The organism is Lysobacter sp. OAE881 (assembly GCF_040546665.1).
Taxonomy (GTDB): domain Bacteria; phylum Pseudomonadota; class Gammaproteobacteria; order Xanthomonadales; family Xanthomonadaceae; genus Lysobacter_J; species Lysobacter_J soli.
In genome coordinates this window covers 2794347-2810228 of sequence record NZ_JBEPOG010000001.1, presented here as the reverse complement: position 1 = coordinate 2810228, position 15882 = coordinate 2794347, and the positions used below count along the sequence as shown (strand labels likewise).

At 67.3% G+C, this 15882-nt stretch carries 18 protein-coding genes; 14 read left to right on the top strand and 4 right to left on the bottom strand.

Translation table 11 applies throughout. From position 1 onward, the window contains the following. Positions 1-20: 20 nt before the first annotated feature. The 3 genes from ABIE51_RS13035 to ABIE51_RS13025 all read left to right on the top strand — a co-directional run bounded on the left by ABIE51_RS13035 (position 21) and on the right by ABIE51_RS13025 (position 2613). Positions 21-416 (top strand): SH3 domain-containing protein, encoded by a 396-nt coding sequence (locus tag ABIE51_RS13035; RefSeq protein ID WP_192631051.1) that lies wholly within the window; start codon positions 21-23, stop codon positions 414-416. Positions 417-649: 233 nt separating this feature from the next. Then, positions 650-1798, top strand: coding sequence for an SDR family oxidoreductase (locus ABIE51_RS13030; RefSeq protein ID WP_192631050.1), 1149 nt, complete (start codon positions 650-652; stop codon positions 1796-1798). A gap of 344 nt (positions 1799-2142) precedes the next feature. Beyond that, positions 2143-2613, top strand: coding sequence for a YehS family protein (locus ABIE51_RS13025; protein ID WP_115841760.1), 471 nt, complete (start codon positions 2143-2145; stop codon positions 2611-2613). 16 nt (positions 2614-2629) lie between these two features. Here the strand turns inward: ABIE51_RS13025 and ABIE51_RS13020 are convergent, their stop codons facing one another. Continuing rightward, the gene (locus ABIE51_RS13020) at positions 2630-3352 is read right to left on the bottom strand and encodes an rRNA pseudouridine synthase (protein ID WP_192631049.1); all 723 of its coding nucleotides are present in this window, start codon (positions 3350-3352) and stop codon (positions 2630-2632) included. A gap of 155 nt (positions 3353-3507) precedes the next feature. Here ABIE51_RS13020 and ABIE51_RS13015 point away from each other — a divergent pair, with 155 nt between their 5' ends. The 8 genes from ABIE51_RS13015 (at position 3508) to ABIE51_RS12980 (ending at position 10881) form a co-directional block, all read left to right on the top strand. Next, positions 3508-5010, top strand: coding sequence for a DUF4034 domain-containing protein (locus tag ABIE51_RS13015; protein WP_192631048.1), 1503 nt, complete (start codon positions 3508-3510; stop codon positions 5008-5010). A gap of 214 nt (positions 5011-5224) precedes the next feature. Further along, positions 5225-5800: a hypothetical protein gene (locus ABIE51_RS13010; RefSeq protein WP_354504229.1), complete on the top strand. Its 576-nt coding sequence runs from the start codon at positions 5225-5227 to the stop codon at positions 5798-5800. A 27-nt stretch (positions 5801-5827) separates the two neighbouring features. Continuing rightward, positions 5828-6718 (top strand): restriction endonuclease, encoded by an 891-nt coding sequence (locus ABIE51_RS13005; RefSeq protein ID WP_192631046.1) that lies wholly within the window; start codon positions 5828-5830, stop codon positions 6716-6718. A 39-nt stretch (positions 6719-6757) separates the two neighbouring features. Further along, positions 6758-7372, top strand: coding sequence for a hypothetical protein (locus ABIE51_RS13000; protein ID WP_192631045.1), 615 nt, complete (start codon positions 6758-6760; stop codon positions 7370-7372). Positions 7373-7726: 354 nt separating this feature from the next. Beyond that, positions 7727-8284, top strand: coding sequence for a DUF3228 family protein (locus ABIE51_RS12995; protein ID WP_192631044.1), 558 nt, complete (start codon positions 7727-7729; stop codon positions 8282-8284). A gap of 140 nt (positions 8285-8424) precedes the next feature. Continuing rightward, positions 8425-8685 (top strand): hypothetical protein, encoded by a 261-nt coding sequence (locus ABIE51_RS12990; protein WP_192631043.1) that lies wholly within the window; start codon positions 8425-8427, stop codon positions 8683-8685. A 122-nt stretch (positions 8686-8807) separates the two neighbouring features. Next, on the top strand, positions 8808-9728 hold the full coding sequence (locus tag ABIE51_RS12985; RefSeq protein WP_192631042.1) for a M14 family metallopeptidase: 921 nt from the start codon (positions 8808-8810) through the stop codon (positions 9726-9728). A 52-nt stretch (positions 9729-9780) separates the two neighbouring features. Further along, positions 9781-10881, top strand: coding sequence for a Gfo/Idh/MocA family protein (locus tag ABIE51_RS12980; protein WP_192631041.1), 1101 nt, complete (start codon positions 9781-9783; stop codon positions 10879-10881). Between the two features lie 6 nt (positions 10882-10887). Here ABIE51_RS12980 and ABIE51_RS12975 read toward each other — a convergent pair whose 3' ends face one another. Continuing rightward, the gene (locus ABIE51_RS12975) at positions 10888-11862 is read right to left on the bottom strand and encodes a tetratricopeptide repeat protein (RefSeq protein ID WP_192631040.1); all 975 of its coding nucleotides are present in this window, start codon (positions 11860-11862) and stop codon (positions 10888-10890) included. Positions 11863-11916: 54 nt separating this feature from the next. On the opposite strand from ABIE51_RS12975, the gene ABIE51_RS12970 reads away from it, so the two are divergent. Both ABIE51_RS12970 and ABIE51_RS12965 read left to right on the top strand, forming a co-directional pair. Continuing rightward, on the top strand, positions 11917-13101 hold the full coding sequence (locus ABIE51_RS12970; protein WP_192631039.1) for a glycoside hydrolase family 18 protein: 1185 nt from the start codon (positions 11917-11919) through the stop codon (positions 13099-13101). Between the two features lie 68 nt (positions 13102-13169). Then, positions 13170-13460, top strand: coding sequence for a hypothetical protein (locus ABIE51_RS12965; RefSeq protein ID WP_192631038.1), 291 nt, complete (start codon positions 13170-13172; stop codon positions 13458-13460). Positions 13461-13487: 27 nt separating this feature from the next. Here the strand turns inward: ABIE51_RS12965 and ABIE51_RS12960 are convergent, their stop codons facing one another. Further along, the gene (locus ABIE51_RS12960) at positions 13488-14120 is read right to left on the bottom strand and encodes a DUF4136 domain-containing protein (RefSeq protein ID WP_192631037.1); all 633 of its coding nucleotides are present in this window, start codon (positions 14118-14120) and stop codon (positions 13488-13490) included. 127 nt (positions 14121-14247) lie between these two features. Here ABIE51_RS12960 and ABIE51_RS12955 point away from each other — a divergent pair, with 127 nt between their 5' ends. Next, positions 14248-14952, top strand: a complete 705-nt coding sequence (locus ABIE51_RS12955) for a hypothetical protein (protein ID WP_192631036.1) — start codon at positions 14248-14250, stop codon at positions 14950-14952. A 346-nt stretch (positions 14953-15298) separates the two neighbouring features. Here the strand turns inward: ABIE51_RS12955 and ABIE51_RS12950 are convergent, their stop codons facing one another. Then, positions 15299-15850, bottom strand: coding sequence for a peroxiredoxin (locus ABIE51_RS12950; RefSeq protein ID WP_192631035.1), 552 nt, complete (start codon positions 15848-15850; stop codon positions 15299-15301). Positions 15851-15882 lie beyond the last annotated feature (32 nt).

Here is a 15882-nt window from a genome sequence, read left to right as displayed (position 1 = left end):
ACAGGCGGGAACACACGCGAATGGCCAGCAAGATCGCGACATGGATGGCGGTTGTCGCACTCAGCACGCTTCCATCTTTGCTTCCCGCGCAATCGAGAAGATCCGTTTCCGTCGGCGGAAGCGTCGAAGCTGACGCCTGTGGGGCCGTAGGCAAAGTGAAGGGATTGAAGGCCCGGGGAGCGCTCGCAGTGAGAAGCGGCCCCGGGCGCACCTTCGCATCCGTCGATGAGCTTCGAAACGGCCAAGTCGTATATGTGTGCGACGCCTCGAAGGACGGCACTTGGCTGGGTGTCGTCTACGCCCGTGGTAACGAGAACGGCGGCGTGACCAGTCCCATCGCGAAGAAGCAGCCCTACAGCGGGAACTGCAAGCAAGGTTGGGTCCATTTGGGTTGGGTGGAAATTGTCGCGGGCTAATTCGTAGCCCGGGTAAGCGAAGCGCACCCGGGTTGGCCTTGCCGCGAGCATCGACGTGGAGTGCACCCGGGTGCGGGCTTCGCCCTTACCCGGGCTACAACCGCGCCGCCCGTGACTATCGACATTCCCGCCCACCCGGCGCGCGCCTCTAGAGTGGCCCCGTTTGGATCAGGAAGACGCCAGGCGAGGGCAGGGCGTTGGACGGTCCGCCCGCCCTGCATGGAGACGTCCCGATGACCACCCGCCGTGACCTGCTCAAGTTCAGCGCGCTTGCCGCCGCTGCCGCGACGCTGCCGTCGTTCGCGTTCGCCGACGAGAAGACCACACCCGTCGGCCGGGCGAAGAAGCCGCTGGACATCCTCATCCTCGGCGGCACCGGGTTCACCGGGCCGTTCCAGGTGAACTACGCACTGGCGCGCGGGCACAAGGTCACGCTGTTCAATCGCGGCAAGAAGCCGTCGCCGGAGTGGCCGGGCGAGGTGGAGCAGCTGTTCGGCGATCGCAACACGGGCGATCTGAAATCGCTGCAGGGCCGCAAGTGGGACGTGTGCATCGACAACCCGACCAGCCTGCCGTTCTGGGTGCGCGACGCGGGCAAGGTGCTGGCTGGCAACGTGGGGCATTACCTCTTCATCTCGACCATCTCGGTGTATGCCGACGGCAGCAAGCCGGGCATCGACGAGAACGCGCCGGTGGCCATCTACAAGGGCAAGGATGCGATGGCCGAAACGCAGGAATCGCTGCGCGCCGACATCGAAAACCTCTACGGCCCGCTGAAGGCGCTGAGCGAGGCCGAGGCGCACAAGCAATTCGGCAAACGCGTGACGGTCGTGCGGCCGGGCTACATCGTAGGCCCGCGCGACGAAACCGACCGCTTCACTTACTGGCCGCATCGCGTCGCGCAGGGCGGCGAAATGCTGGTGCCGGGCGATGGCGCCGACCCGGTGCAGGTCATCGACGGCCGCGACCTGGGCGAATGGATGATCCGTCTGGCGGAGGCGGGCACGATCGGCACGTTCAACGCCGTGGGTCCGAAAACGCCGATGACCATGGACGAGATGCTGCACGCCTGCCAGAAGGCCACCGGCGGCAAGCCGACGTACACGCACGTCACGCCGGAATTCCTGGAAGCGCAGAAGGTCGGCGAACTGCCGATCTGGGTGTCGCGCAAGAGCGGCGAGTACGCCGGATATGGCGCGGTGAGCAATGCGCGTGCGCTCAAGGCCGGGCTCACCTATCGCCCGCTGGAAACCACCGTGACCGACCTGATGGCGTGGTTCCGCAGCCTGCCGGCCGAACGCCAGGCGAAGCTGAATGCCGGGATCTCGCGCGAGAAGGAAGCGGAGCTGCTGAAGGCGTGGCATGCGCAGCAGGGTGCGTAAACGGAACGCGTAGGTTCGACGAAGCGCGCATGAAAAAAGGCCCGGATTCCCGGGCCTTTCATGGGGTGACAGCAGCGGCGTCAGACCGGCGCGAAGCCCTTGGCGGCCTTCTTGTCGCGCTTTTCGGCCTTCTTTTCCTTCATGGTTTTCGCCGGCTTCTTTTTCTGTTCCTTTTTCTGGTCCATGCCCTTCATGCGGCGTCTCCTGGATGCGGTGGCGGTGGACGGCGGCGGCCGTCGGCGAGCGAAGTATGCGCCTGCGGCAGGGCGCGCGGCGTAGCCGGACGCCCGTCACGGTGGGGTGGCCTAAACTAGGCGGCCCCACGCAATACCGCTCGACGCCCCATGATCACCAACGACGTTCTGCGCAGCATCCGGTACATGCTCGATCTCAGCGACCAGCGCGTCGTGGAGATCGTCCACCTGGTCGATCCGGCATTCGCGCTCGACAAGGCCGACGTGCAGGCGTTCCTGCGCCGCGAGGACGACCCCGAGTACGCCGACTGCAGCGACGCGGTGCTGGCTCGGTTCCTTGACGGCCTGGTGATCTACTGCCGCGGCCGCGACGAAAGCCGTCCGCCGCGCCCGCCGGAAACGCGCGTCACCAACAACGTCGTGCTGAAGAAGCTGCGGGTCGCGTTCGAACTGAAGGACGTCGACATGCATGCGGTGTTCGAATCGGCCGGCTGGCCGGTGTCGAAGCCGGAACTGACGGCGCTGTTCCGTCAGCCGGGCCATCCGAACTACCGTCCGTGCGGCGACCAGTTGCTGCGCAACTTCCTGAAGGGCCTGACGCTGCGCGTGCGCGGCGCCTGAGGCCGGTCGCGTTGCGTCAGAAGCGCTCGCCGACCGGCAGGTAGCGCCATTCGCCCGGCGGCATCTTTGCCAGCGACACCTTGCCGATGCGCAGGCGCCGCATCGCCAGCACCTTCAGCCCGACCTGTGCGCACATGTCCTGGATCTGCCCGGGCCGAACGTCCTTGAGGGCGAAGCGCAGGCGGATCTCGTTCTGCCAGCTGACCTTGCACGGCGGCAGTTCGCGCCCCTGGTAACGCAGGCCGTGGTTGAGGCGGCGCAGGCCGTACGGAGCGATCTCGCCGGCGACCTCGACGACGTATTCCTGCTCGATCTGCGCCGCGTCCTCGGTGAGCCGACGCCACACCCGGCCGTCCTGCGTCATCACGATGAGCCCGCTGGCCTCGGCCTCCAGCGGCACCAGAGGCGTCAGCCGGACGAAGTGGCGCTTCAGCAGGCGCACGCCACTGGCGTCGCCTTCCCAGCGGGTGGCGGGCGTCACTAGCGCGGCGGCAGGGTCGCCACCGTCGAACGCATCGAAACCGGCCGGCTTGTGAAGCAGCACGGTGGCCGGTTCCGGCGCTTCCAGCACGGCGTCGGGGTCGAGTTCGACGCGCTCGTCCGACACCGGGTGCTGCGGCGCCTCGACGACCTCGCCGTCCACGCGGACCCAGCCGTTCTCGATGTAGCGCTCGGCATCGGCGCGCGAACACCCGACCAGTTCGGCCACGCGTTTGGAGAGTCGGACGGGATCGGTCATGGGCGGGGGCTCGGCGGGGGGCGCTACTTTCGCACACGTGGCGACTGCGGACCGGAATGCGGCGGCAATGAACTGCCGCTCCGTCCAAGGACTGAGTGATCGCTCCTGTTCTCAGCTCGCCTTCTGCGTTAGCGTTGCGGTCACAGGGGGAGTACATGCCAAGGATACGGATTGCCATCGCAGGCATCGCGCTGGGGAGCGCTGCGCTGTTCCAGTCGGCTCATGCACAGAGGCTGCCGAGCAGGGAGCCGCCCGCGGAATGGGCGGAGTACATCGCACAGGCCAAGGCCGCCGATGCGATCAAGGACGACGAAGCACGTTGCAAGGCGTACCCGGATCTGCCCGGCAACCAGTGGCGTCCCGGTGCTGCACAAGGCCGGTGCGCGCTGTTGCGCCAACCCGCCTGGACACTCGACCAGATCGACGCATTGCTCGCCAACCGCAAGGGCGTCACGCAACTGGAGCGCGACTTCGCCACGCTGCTGGACGCGCATTACCGCGACCGCTCGCAGCGCGAGCAGATATTCATCGCGTTCAGTGTGTTCGACGCAAGCCCGCGCGCCGGTGAGGTGGCGCAGCGCTGGCTCAAAGCGGCACCACAGAGCGCGTTCGCGAACGCGGCGGCCGGCATGCACTACGGCACTGCCGGCTGGAAGGCGCGTGGCACGCGCTATGCCTCGAAGACCTCCGAAGACCAGTTCAAGGAAATGAGCAGGTACTTCGCGCAGGCCGTCCCTGCGTACCTGCGGGCGATGGAACTGGAACCGCGCCTGAGCGTGGCCTGCGCCAAACTCACCGCGATCGGGCGACAAAGCGACGCCGCAATGCAGGCATACGCCAGTTCGCGTTGCCGGGAAGTCGATCCCGACTCCTATTACGTTGCGTGGGAACAGATCGTCTCGGCGCAGCCGAAGTGGGGCGGCTCGGACGATGCCCTGCGCGGCGCCGTGGCCTATGCCGCCGCGCGGACGGAACGCAATCCGATCCTTGGCGCATTGCTGGCCGAAGCGGCGGGTTATCGGCCGGGCATGGCCGAAAATGAAGGCGAGGTAGTCGAGGAGCTCGTGGAGGCGGCGCGACTGGGCCCCAGCGTCTCGCTGTTGGCCGACGCCGGCAGGGGTTATTGGGTCAACGACGATTGGTGGCGCGGTATCGCGTATTACTCGCAGGCGCTGCGGTTCCGGCCCGACGATGCCTGGTATCGCTATGCCCGCGCGGCGTTGACGGCGCCCTTCTACCATCTGCAGTGGGCGCACTCCGACATGGTGGTCGCCCTGAAGCAGGAGCCAGGCAACGCGCGCTACCTGGTCATGATGGGCGGCATCATCGAGGGGCTGGAATCGCCGGCGGCCGCGCGCCCGTATTACCAGCGCGCCATGACGGGCGAATATCGCATGCAGGCACTGGAGCGTTATTGCTCCACGTTCCTTTTCCCGGATGTGGCGGCAGAGGCCGACGCCTGCACGCGTGAGCTGGTGGAAGCACTTCCGGCTTCGGCCAGTGCCTGGAGGTTGCGCTCCAGGGCGCTGGTCGGGCATGACATCGAAGGTGCGGCCGCGGCCGCGAAACGGGCGGAGGCATTGGACCCGCCAAGACCAGGGCCCATGATTGAGATCGTGCAGCCGCGGCGACCGGCGAACGGCGCTTCCGGCAAGTAGGCCCACGAGAGCAAGGAGCGTTTGTGCGAATCACCAGGACTGGATTGGCTGCCGCAGCGATGGCGCTCGCAGGCACTTTCGGCATCACGCTGCCGCATGCGGCCCACGGCACGCAGACGGAGGCCGATGCCATGCTGCTTCCGCCGGACGCCGCCGTGGATGGCGAAAGCTTCGGGGCACTGACGGCGCGCGCTGGTGGCAGTGGGCCGAACGCATGCCCATCGCACCGTTCCGGGACCCGGACGGACGGCTGTGCGAGCTTGGTCAGGAAGGCGGTGTCTGGTTCCTGGCCGGCACCGACGGAACGTTCAACGCGCAACGCGAATGCGTGATCCCGGCCGATCGCCACATCCTCGTGCCCGTCATCAACATGCGGCGCAGCGATGTACGTGATCGCCGCGCCGCCCACGCGACGCCGAAATCGTGCGAGGCGCTGCAGGCCTCCGCGGCGGTGAACAACGAACGGCTGGGCAGCGCGGTCGTATTGATCGATGGGGTCCGCGTGTCCGATGTCACGCGCTATCGCATCCGCAGCGACGGTTGTTTCCCACTGATCCCCGAAATGGACGACGACTACGCGAAGACCGCCGCAGACGGCTACTGGCTGCTGCTCAAGCCGCTCCCGCCCGGGCGCCACACGGTGACCGTGGGCGCCAACTACGCCGCCGACGACGATGGTTTCGGCCGCATGGTGCAGAACTTCGAGTACGTTCTGCACGTGGGTGGCAAATCGCAGATGGCGTCCGCCCCTGCCGGAATGGATGGCCTGCTTGTCGCCGAGGGGCGCTGATGCGTCCGGAACGAACGAAACGCGCGCATGCTTAAACCCGTAGCCCATCGCCGAAGCGACGCCCTCTCGCGCGTCGGCTGGGATCAGCTCGAACTTCTGCTCGCGGCGTACTACCGCAGCGAGGGCTATGACGTCGAACACGTCGGCACCGGCGCGACCGGTGCGAAGACCGACGGCGGCATCGATCTGAAGCTGCGCCGCGGCGAGCAGTTCGTCATCGTGCAGTGCAAGCACTGGAACGCGATGAAGGTGCCGCACAACGACGTGCACCAGCTGCTGGGGCTGATGGTGAACCATGGCGCGACGGGCGCGATCCTCGCGACCAGCGGCGAGTTCACCAAAGCCGCGATCGAGGCCGCGCAGAAGCTGGGCCACGTGCAGCTGATCGACGGCGACGAGCTGCGGATGATGCTCGGACCGATCCGCGAACCGGCGCCGGCGCTCGGTTCGATACGCATGGGCGCGCGCGATGGGATTCCCGCGTCGGTCGCCCGTCGCATCGGCGAGCGGTTGCTGTCGGCGACGGAGGATCGCATTCGCTACGGAACCGGACGTCGGGAGCGGCGTTCGACAACGCGCAGCCTCGCGACGGTGCTTGCGCTCAAGCTGCTCGCCGCCGTGGTGTTCATGGCGTTCATGCTGCTGATGTATCGCGTGTTCGTCGATTCGATCATGCGGACGATCGCGCCTGCGACGCCGGCGGCTTATACCGCGCGACCCGCAGCGCCCGCGGTTGCGCCGCCCGTTGCGACCACCATCGATTCCTGCCGCGAGATCATCGACGCCAAGTCCGGCAGTTATATCGACCGCTGCGCGCAGACGCCGCTGCGCGCGCCGAGCGCCGCGCAGACGCGCGAACAGCAGCATCGCGCAGAGGAAGCGATGAAGGTCATCGCCGAGTCGACGCCGGAGATCTGAACGTCGGCACTTCACTCACGACCGGATGCAGGGGGCGGCATGGACGGAGCAGGGCAGGCAGCATCGCAGGACGCGGGATCGAGCGGCAACGTAGCGCCCATCGAAGTCCCGCGGGATCTGTGGCAGCAGTACACCTACTTGGGCGACAAGTGCGACAGCTACTCGCGCAGCTCGTTCGAGGACTTCGGACTGCTGTTCTCGACCGGCGCGATGGCGGCGTGGGTGCCGGTCTCGGCGCAGTTTCCCGAAGCCGCACTGGGCCGGTGGGCACCCCTGACGGGGTTTGTCGCGATCCTGTTCTTCATCGCCATCGTCGGCACGCGCACGCTCGCCAAGCAGGCGCTGGTGCAGTACTACCTCGCCAACCTCGCGCGCGTGGAAGCGAGCATCGCATCGCGACTGCCGCCGAACGACGCGGACGCCTTCGCCTTCGCGCGCCGCTGGCCGCAGTGGCAGGCGACGCATTACGAACCGCTGATGCAGCGCTTCCTGCTGCTGTTCGCGATCTTCCTTGCATTCGTACCGACGGCTGCGCTCGCGGTCGGGTCGGGCGCGCTACAGGCGGCGGTGTACTTCGGCTGCTTCCTCGTGGTGGGCGCTATCTATGGTTCCGCGGCTGGGCGGTTGCGTGGTGCCGCCCTGGCGGACGCGTGACCCAGCGTCATCGCGGTTCGTGCTGCCTTCTTCCCGCTGCGTTGGCGATGAAGCAGGGAGCCAGGCCGGCGGCGGTGCATCGCGCTTAGGTGACCGGTAGTAGTGCTCGATCACAACGCGCTGGACCTCTAGCGGTGCGAAGGCCAGGTTGCAGTCCGCGTGGGCAGCAGGGCTTTGAAGCAGGCAGATCGACAGGCAGGCGCTACGCAGTCTGTTCATGAGGGCGTCTTGACGGGGGCGGACCCCAGCGTCGCAGCAGAGTCCCACGCCCGATATCCGGATCACGCCACCGGTTCGTGCGCACGGATACGCCGCATCGCAAATAATGCGGCTTCAGCACAAGCCAGCTCTGTCATGACCATCACCCTCACCGACTTCGCCCGCCCCCGTCTGTTTCCGCGCGAGCCGCGGCGCAACACGATCCAGGACTGCACGCCGGAGCAGTTCGAGCGGCATCTGAACGAGGTGCCGCCGCTGGCCGTGCTCGAGGGATACGCGCCGTTCTGCAAGCTGCACGTGCACCGCAACTGGACGTCGACGAAGTGCCTGGCGGTGCCGATCACCGACGAGAACCGCCACCTGCTGCGCTCCGACTACGACGCGCGCACGCGCGACGAACTGCCGGTGCTGGTGCGCTGGTTCGAAGGCCTGGAGCCGCCGGTGGCGAACTTCCTCATCGTCATCCTCTACAGTCGCGAGCAACTGGCGAAGGAGGGCACCGATATCGACGCGGACTGGGGCGTGGTCGGCTGCATGTACACCGCCGAGCCCATCGAAACGCCGATGGCACCGATCACGATCATGCGCAACGCGCTGGGCGTGGAGGAGGGCGGCTCCGGCGTCCCGCTGGATCGCGATGCCTACCTGCGCAGCGTGGAATTCTGGCGGACGCATGCGAACTGGCGCGGCTGACTCGCCCATTCGGTGCGACGTGCGTCACGTCGCGCGACATCCACCCGCCCGATTTACACGCCGCTTACTGCATCTTCACCGCTGCGTTGCCGCGCGACGCATCGAATGCCTGCGTTCACCACGAACGCAGGAGATCGATCATGAGGAAGACATGGAGCGCCGCCGCGATGGCGGTCGCGCTGTTCGCATCGAGCGCGGCAACGGCCGCGATCACGCACGTAAGCGGTTCGGGCGTCAGCTACGATCCGGGCATCGCGCTGGAGGACGCCCGCGCCGATGCGATCGGCAAATGCACGGCGCAGGGCGGCGAGCCGATTGCCGAGGTCTACAACCACATGACGCGCGCGAACCAGTGGATCGCCAGTTCCGTGTGGTCGTGCGAGGTGGCGGACGCGCCCTGACGCGTAGGCTGCGCTGGCACTGAAAGTGCCCGCCACGCGGGCCTTTCGCGTGTGCGCGTTCGGCGCGAATGACGCACCGGATGCTAGAGTCCGCCTTCATCCGAAACCCGCAAGAGCCCGCCATGAACCACACCGCCCCGTATCCCATCGGCACGCCCGGAACGCCCTGGGGCGCCGCGGAGAAGGCGCAGTGGCTCGCGGGGCAGGTGCGCCGTCGCAGCTATGCGGACGAGGTGGTCGCGGCGATCGAGCCGCTGCGTTCGACGTTTGACGTGGTCGAGTACGGCACGCTGCAGTACGGCGACGAGCGCTTCCCGCTGCTGGCGATCCGCAGCCGCGACTGGAACGACGCGCTGCCCGTCGCGCTGGTGACCGGCGGCGTGCACGGTTACGAAACCAGCGGCGTGCATGGCGCGCTGCAGTTCGTGCGCGATCACGCGGCCGATTTCGCCGGGCGCGTGAACCTGCTGGTGGCGCCGTGCATCAGCCCGTGGGCGTACGAGCGCATCCATCGCTGGAATGCCGACGCGATCGATCCGAACCGCTCCTTCCGCGCCGACAGCCCGGCGCAGGAGTCGGCGGCGCTCATCAAGCTGGTGGAACCCGTGCGCGATCGCGTGCTGGTCCACATCGACCTGCATGAAACCACCGACACCGATGAAACCGAATTCCGCCCCGCGCTCGCGGCGCGCGACGGCAAGCCGTTCGAGCCGGATGGGATTCCGGACGGCTTCTACCTGGTCGACGACAGCGAGAACCCGCAGCCGGAATTCCAGAAGGCCGTGATCGAGGCGGTGGCGAAGGTCACGCACATCGCGCCGGCGGACGCGCAGGGGCGCATCATCGGCTCGCCCGTGGTGGCGCCGGGCGTGATCGAGTATTCGCTGCGCAGGCTCGGCCTGTGCGCGGGCGTCACGGATGCGCGCTACAGGACCACGACCGAGGTGTATCCGGACAGCCCGCGCGCCACGCCGGAGCAGTGCAACCTCGCGCAGGCCACCGCTGTGTGCGCCGCGCTGGAGTACGCGCTGGCGCACCGGTAAGCCGCACCGCCCGCAGCATCGCGTGCCCGGACGATCCTTTCGAGACGCCACCATGCCCAACCCGCATCGCCGCAAGTTCCTCGCCGAAACCGCCATCGCGCTGGCCGCCGCGCCGTTCATCAGCACCAGCGCGACGCGCGAGAAATCGAAGCAGTCGCGAAAACTCGGCGTGGCGGTGTGCGGGCTGGGGCGTATCAGCGAGAACCAGATCGCCCCGGCGTTGATGAAGACGCAGCACTGCCGGCTCGCGGGCATCGTCACCGGAACGCCCGCCAAGGCCGCGGCGTGGAAGGCGAAGTACGGCATTCCCGATGGCAGCGTGTATTCGTACGACACGATGCATCGCATGGCCGACAACCCCGACATCGACATCGTCTACGTCGTCACGCCCAACGCGCTGCACGCGCCGCACACCATCGCAGCGGCGCAGGCCGGCAAGCACGTGTTCTGCGAGAAGCCGCTGGAGATCTCGGTCGAACGCTGCCAGTCGATGATCGACGCCTGCCGCAAGGCCGGCCGCCTGCTCGGCACGGCGTACCGTTGCCAGTACGACCCGCATCATCTGGAATGCATCCGCCTGGTGCGCGAGGAGGTGTTCGGCAAGCCGACCATCGTGCAGGCGGGGTTCGCGATCGACGTGGGCGAGCCGACGCAGTGGCGCCTCAAACGCGACCTCGCCGGCGGCGGCGCGCTGATGGACGTGGGCATCTACGCGTTGCAGGCCACGCGGTATCTCACCGGCGAGGAACCCATCCTCGTGTCCGCGATCGAGACCAAGACCGATCCGGTCAAGTTCGCGCAGGTCGACGAAACCATGGTGTGGACGACGAAATTCCCCAGCGGCGTCGTCGCGTATTGCAGCACCAGCTACAAGGACGGCGGCATCCAGAACCTGCGCGTGAACGCCGAACGCGGCTGGTTCGAACTCGACCCGGCCTTCTTCTACGACGGCAACCACGGCCGCCGCAGCGACGGGAAGGAGATCCGGTTTCCCGAGATCGACCTGTTCGCCGCGGAGATGGACGACTTCGCGCGATGCATCCTCGAGAACCGGCCGACCAAGGTGCCCGGTGAGGAAGGCCTGCGCGACGTGCGGATCATGCAGGCGATCTACGAGTCGGCGCGCACGGGCAGGGCGGTGACGTTGACGTAGGGCGCCTCAGCTTTCGCCGTCGGCGCGCTCGCTCTCGTCGGCGTCGTGTCCGCGCCACCAGGTGTGGCCCTGCGTCCGTTCCGGTCGTTCGTGACGCGGTGCCTCGATGCCGTCCACGCGGCGGCCTAGCGCACGCGATTTCCATCCGTCGAGCAGCCGCACGACCGCGGCCTTCCCCTGCGCGCCGATTCCGACGCTGCGCTCGCTCGGCCAGCCTTCCGCCGAGGATTCGGCCTCGTGGTCGTGCGGCGTGCCGTAACTGCATCGAAGACAGTAGTGCACGACCAAACGCGTCCAGTCCTCGACGTAGCCGATGCCGGGCAGCGTGGCATCGGTCAGTTCATCGAGGTCCTCCGGGGAATCGCAGCGCACGAACGCGACGAACGTGCGGTATTCCGATTCGGCCAGCGTATCGAGCGCGTTGAAGACCGGCACCGTCCGGTCGCCGTCGCCGGTGTGGCGACGGCCGGTCGGCGCGCCGTCGTGCAGGACGATGTCGAACAGGCGGTGCCCGCTTTCGGGCAGCGGCACGTTGAGCAGGCGCGCCCGGACCGGATCGATGCGCCGGGCCCACACGGTCTCGCCGCCGTGCCACGGGTTCAAGCGGATGCTCGCCACCCCGAAGTCGCTTTCGATGGGTCCCGTGCCCTCCGGGATGCGGATGCCGCAGCGTTTCCATTGCCGGCGGGCTTCTTCCCAGTCGCCCAGGCCTGTCGCCGCGATGGCCGCGTTCCACGCCAGGCTTTCCTCGAACTCGCCCTTCAATGCGATGGCGCGCAAATTGTGGTGCAGGCTCTGCGACCACTCGCCCAGGTATTTGTGGGCGAGACCCTTCATGTAGTGGAGGTGGATGGCGTCGGGCTGCCGCTCGATCAGCTCGCCGAATAGCTGCGCGGCGGGCGTCAGCTCGCCCTTGCCGAAGGTGTCGTATGCGCGGGCTTCCAGCGCCTCAAGATCGTCGTCGATGGCGGATGTCGTCATGGCCGGAGGATAGCGCGGGTTGTATTGTTCCGCTTCCCTACACGAGACGCCCCCATGCTTCGCCAGCGCCTGGCCGCCGTCGCCATCGTTCTTTCCGCGATTTCCGCATCGTCCTTCGCCGCACAGCCGATCGTCGGCGCGTACTACCCGGGCGGAAATGCCGCGCGCTATCCGGTGTCGAACATTCCGGCCGACACCGTCACGCACCTGTTCTACGCCTTCGCGCGCATCGAGGACGGACGTTGCATGATCGAGAAGGACGCGCCCGCGCGCTTCAAGGAACTCGCGGCACTGAAGAAGCAGCATCCCGGACTGCGCACGATCATCTCCATCGGCGGCTGGGAAGCCGGCGGCTTTTCCGATGCGGCGCTGACGAAGGAGAGCCGCGAGCGCTTCGTGTCCTCGTGCGTGGCGATGTTCTTCGACACCTACCGTGGCAGCTTCGACGGCGTGGACCTGGACTGGGAATTCCCGGTGTACGGCGGCCCGAAGGAAATCGCCGCGCGGCCGGAAGGTCGCGAGAACGCGACGCTGCTGGCGAAGGAATTCCGCCGTCAGCTCGATGCGAAGGCGAAGCAGCGCGGCCAGTCGTACCTGCTCACCGCCGCGCTGCCGGCCGGTCGCATGCAGTCGGCGGGTCCGTACGATCCGGCGAAGAGCTACGACCTGAAAGCGCTGGGCGAAATCCTCGATTTCATCAACCTGATGACCTACGACATGGGCACCGCGTTCTCGACCGTGTCCACGTTCAATGCGCCGCTGCGTGAAGTGCCACAGGATCCGCTGCCGCCGGAGCTGCGCCGGGCCAACAATGTCGAAGGCGCCGTGGATTTCTACCTTCAGCACGGCGTGCCCGCAGACAAGCTGGTGCTCGGCGTGCCGTTCTACGGCCGCGGCTTTCGCGTGAAAAGCGCCGACAACCACGGGCTCTACCAGGCGTACACCGAGCCGTATGCCGCCGGCGACTGGCGCGACATCCAGTCGAAGCTGCTGAAGGATCCGAAGTGGACGCAGCACTGGCACGACGTCGCGCAGACGCCGTACCTGTTCAACGCCGACGAGCGCGTGTTCGTGAGCTTTGAAGATGCGAAGTCGATCGCGCTGCGCTCGCAGCTGGCGAAGGAACGCGGACTGCGTGGCGTCTTCATGTGGGAACTCACCGGCGACGATGACCAGCGCAGCCTGCTGAAAGCGATGGCGGCGCCGTTCGAAACCCGCGAAGCCGCGCCGACGCGGTGAATCGCATGTGAAGCCACGCGCGCGGCGACGAAGGCACAATCACGCTCCCGCGCGCGAGGCCGGCTTCCATGTCACATCCGACCGACGATACGGCGACGTTGCAGGCGTTGCTCGAACGTCTGGTGAAGTTCCGGCTGCCGCGCGCGATGTCGCTGAAGGAGCGCGTCGATGCCGGCGAATGCATGAGCGATACCGACATCGCCTTCATGAAGGAATCGCTGGAAGACGCGCAGGACGCACAGCATTTCGTCGCGCGCCATCCGGAGCTCCACGCGCTCGGCGCGAAAGTCGCGCAGCTCTACGAGGAGATCGTGGAGAAGGCGACGGAGAACGAGAAGAAGGCCGCGGACGGCGAGTGATCCGCCGTCCGCGTCTAGATTCACGCGCTACTTCGCCGGTGCGCGTGGCAGCGAGGTGAGCGTCTGCGTCGCGACGGCGTCGAGGTTGAGCTTGCCGGCGTCCTTCGCCTTCATCGAGCCGCGGTAGAGCGCGCGCCACAGCACGCGGATGTCCGACGGCTGGATCACCTCCACCTGCAGGCCGCCTTCGATCGTGTCGACGGTGTGCACCTTGAAGGTCGGCACGCCTTCGGTGCCCTTCGACAGGATCTGCGAGCAGCCGTACGGGCCGCATTCCACCGCGCTTTCGCGCACCACGCCGCCCTGCTGCATGCGCTCGGTGACGCTGGTCTGCTGCACGTCCTGCACGCCGACGCGATACGCCACCGCGAGATCGGCCTTGCGCACGTCGTCGATGCGGCGATAACCCTTCGCCTGCAGCGCCTTGTCGAGCGAGGCCTGCAGGCGCGTGCGGAAGGCGGGATCCTGTGCGCGCTTGTCGAGCTCCGCCTGCAATCGCGCCGGCATCGGCACCCAGGCGTAGGTCGGGCCGGGCATGGACGTCGCGCCCTTGGAAACATCGACTTCTGCCGCCGGCTGCTTGCGCGACTGCGCATGGGCAACGGGAATCAGCGTGGCGAGCAGCGTGCCGCAAACGAGCGCGAAGGCGAGCGTCCTCATGGTGCGTCCCCGACCGGAAGGTGGCGTCACTGTGGTGGCGCTGGCATTAGGGCGGCGTGAGGCGGGCTCGTCCACGGGACCGGGGCGCCCGATGCGCTACCTTGCCGGCGTCCGCGAAGGAGGTTCCATGCGCAATCTGGATTTCAGTTCCTGGCAGGCGGTGCTGTCGACGCTGATTGGGCTGGCGGTGATCACGCTGATCGGCGTGGGCATCCGGTTGATCGTGATGCAGACCGTCCAGGCCCGCCGCGAGCGCGAGAACCGGCAGATCAACGAGCGGCTGCGCACGCTCATCGCCGCATACAAGACGCTGGGTGGGTCGTTCACGGGCGACCTGTCGGTGGACCCCACCCATCTGCGCGACGTGCAGCGCCGTGGCGAGGCGCCCGTGGAGCCGGGCAACGCCGAGCTGGCGTGGCCGAGCTCCGACCGCTCGCGCCGCATCCGCGATGCGGTGGAGGGCGCGCTGTCGGACATCCTGCTGCTGGGCACCGACGAACAGGTGAAGCTGGCGGCGCGCGCGGCGGCGGAACTCGTCGCCGGCCGGCCGGTGCATACGGCGGAACTGGTCGTGTCGCTGCGCGACTTCATCCGCGGCGTGCTTGACCTCGATCCGGTGCCGTCGAACCTGCAGATCCCGAGGCAGGGTCCGAGCCGGCCGTCGTCTGCGGCGAAGGGAAAAGGCGAGGGCGCGCGCGAGGAAGGAAAGCAGGGTGGCCGCGGCGGTGGCGGTGGGATGGGCGGCGGCGGAATGGGAGGCGGGCTCGCCGCGGGCGGTGTCGGGATGGGCCTCGGCGCGGGGCTGACGGATGAGGCGGAGGAGGGGCGGTAGCCGGGGCACCCGTCGCCTGAAACGCCGCCGTCATCTCGGCGTAGGGCGGGATCCAGGCTGATCACCTTTCCGAAGCCGCTCGTCATTTACCGTCATCCCGGCGAAGGCCGGGATCCAGGCTGATCACCTTTCCGAACCATCTCGTCATTCCAGCGAAAGCTGGAATCCATTTTGATTTGCGGCGCTAAGTGGATACGAAAAGGAAGAAGCAACAGCGCAGCGCTTCATCGCAGCGGCGGTTCGCCGCTATCCCTCCGTTGCCCCTCACCCCAACCCCTCTCCCGCGGGGAGAGGGGCTAAACACCGCGGAGAGAGAGGTGTCCAGCAAACAACGCCAAAGCGACCGTTACTTCTTCGTCTCCAGCGCCGCCACCGCGTCCAGCGACTCCTTCACGTGCTTCTGCGGGTTGAGATCCGAGTAGACGTGCGAAATCGTGCCGTTCGGCGCGATGACATACGACGTGCGGTCCGACCATTCCGGCTTCTTGGCGAGGATGGCGTCGTACTGCTTCGCGATCTTCGCGCCGCTGTCGGCGGCGACGGGGAACTTGCCGCCGCAGTGTTCGGTGGACTTGGAGAACGCGGCCAACTGGTCGGTGTTGCCGGCGGTGATGCCGATGACCGTCGCCTTTTCGGCCTTGAACTTGTCGATGGCCTCGGAGAACAGGTGCGACTCGAGGTTGCAGCCGGGGGTGAAGGCGGCGGGGAAGAAATAGACCACGACCGGGCCCTTCTTCAGCGCGTCGGACAGCTTGAAGGTGAACGGCTCGCCGGCGAGGTAGGCGGGGGCGCTGAAGTCGGGCGCCCTCGCGCCGGCCTTCAGTGCAGCCACGGCCGGCGCGGCCAGCGCGACGGTGACGACGAGGCCGGCGGCGGCCTGCTTCAACAGGTGCTTCATGACGCGCTCCAGTGCGGACGGGTGTCCATACG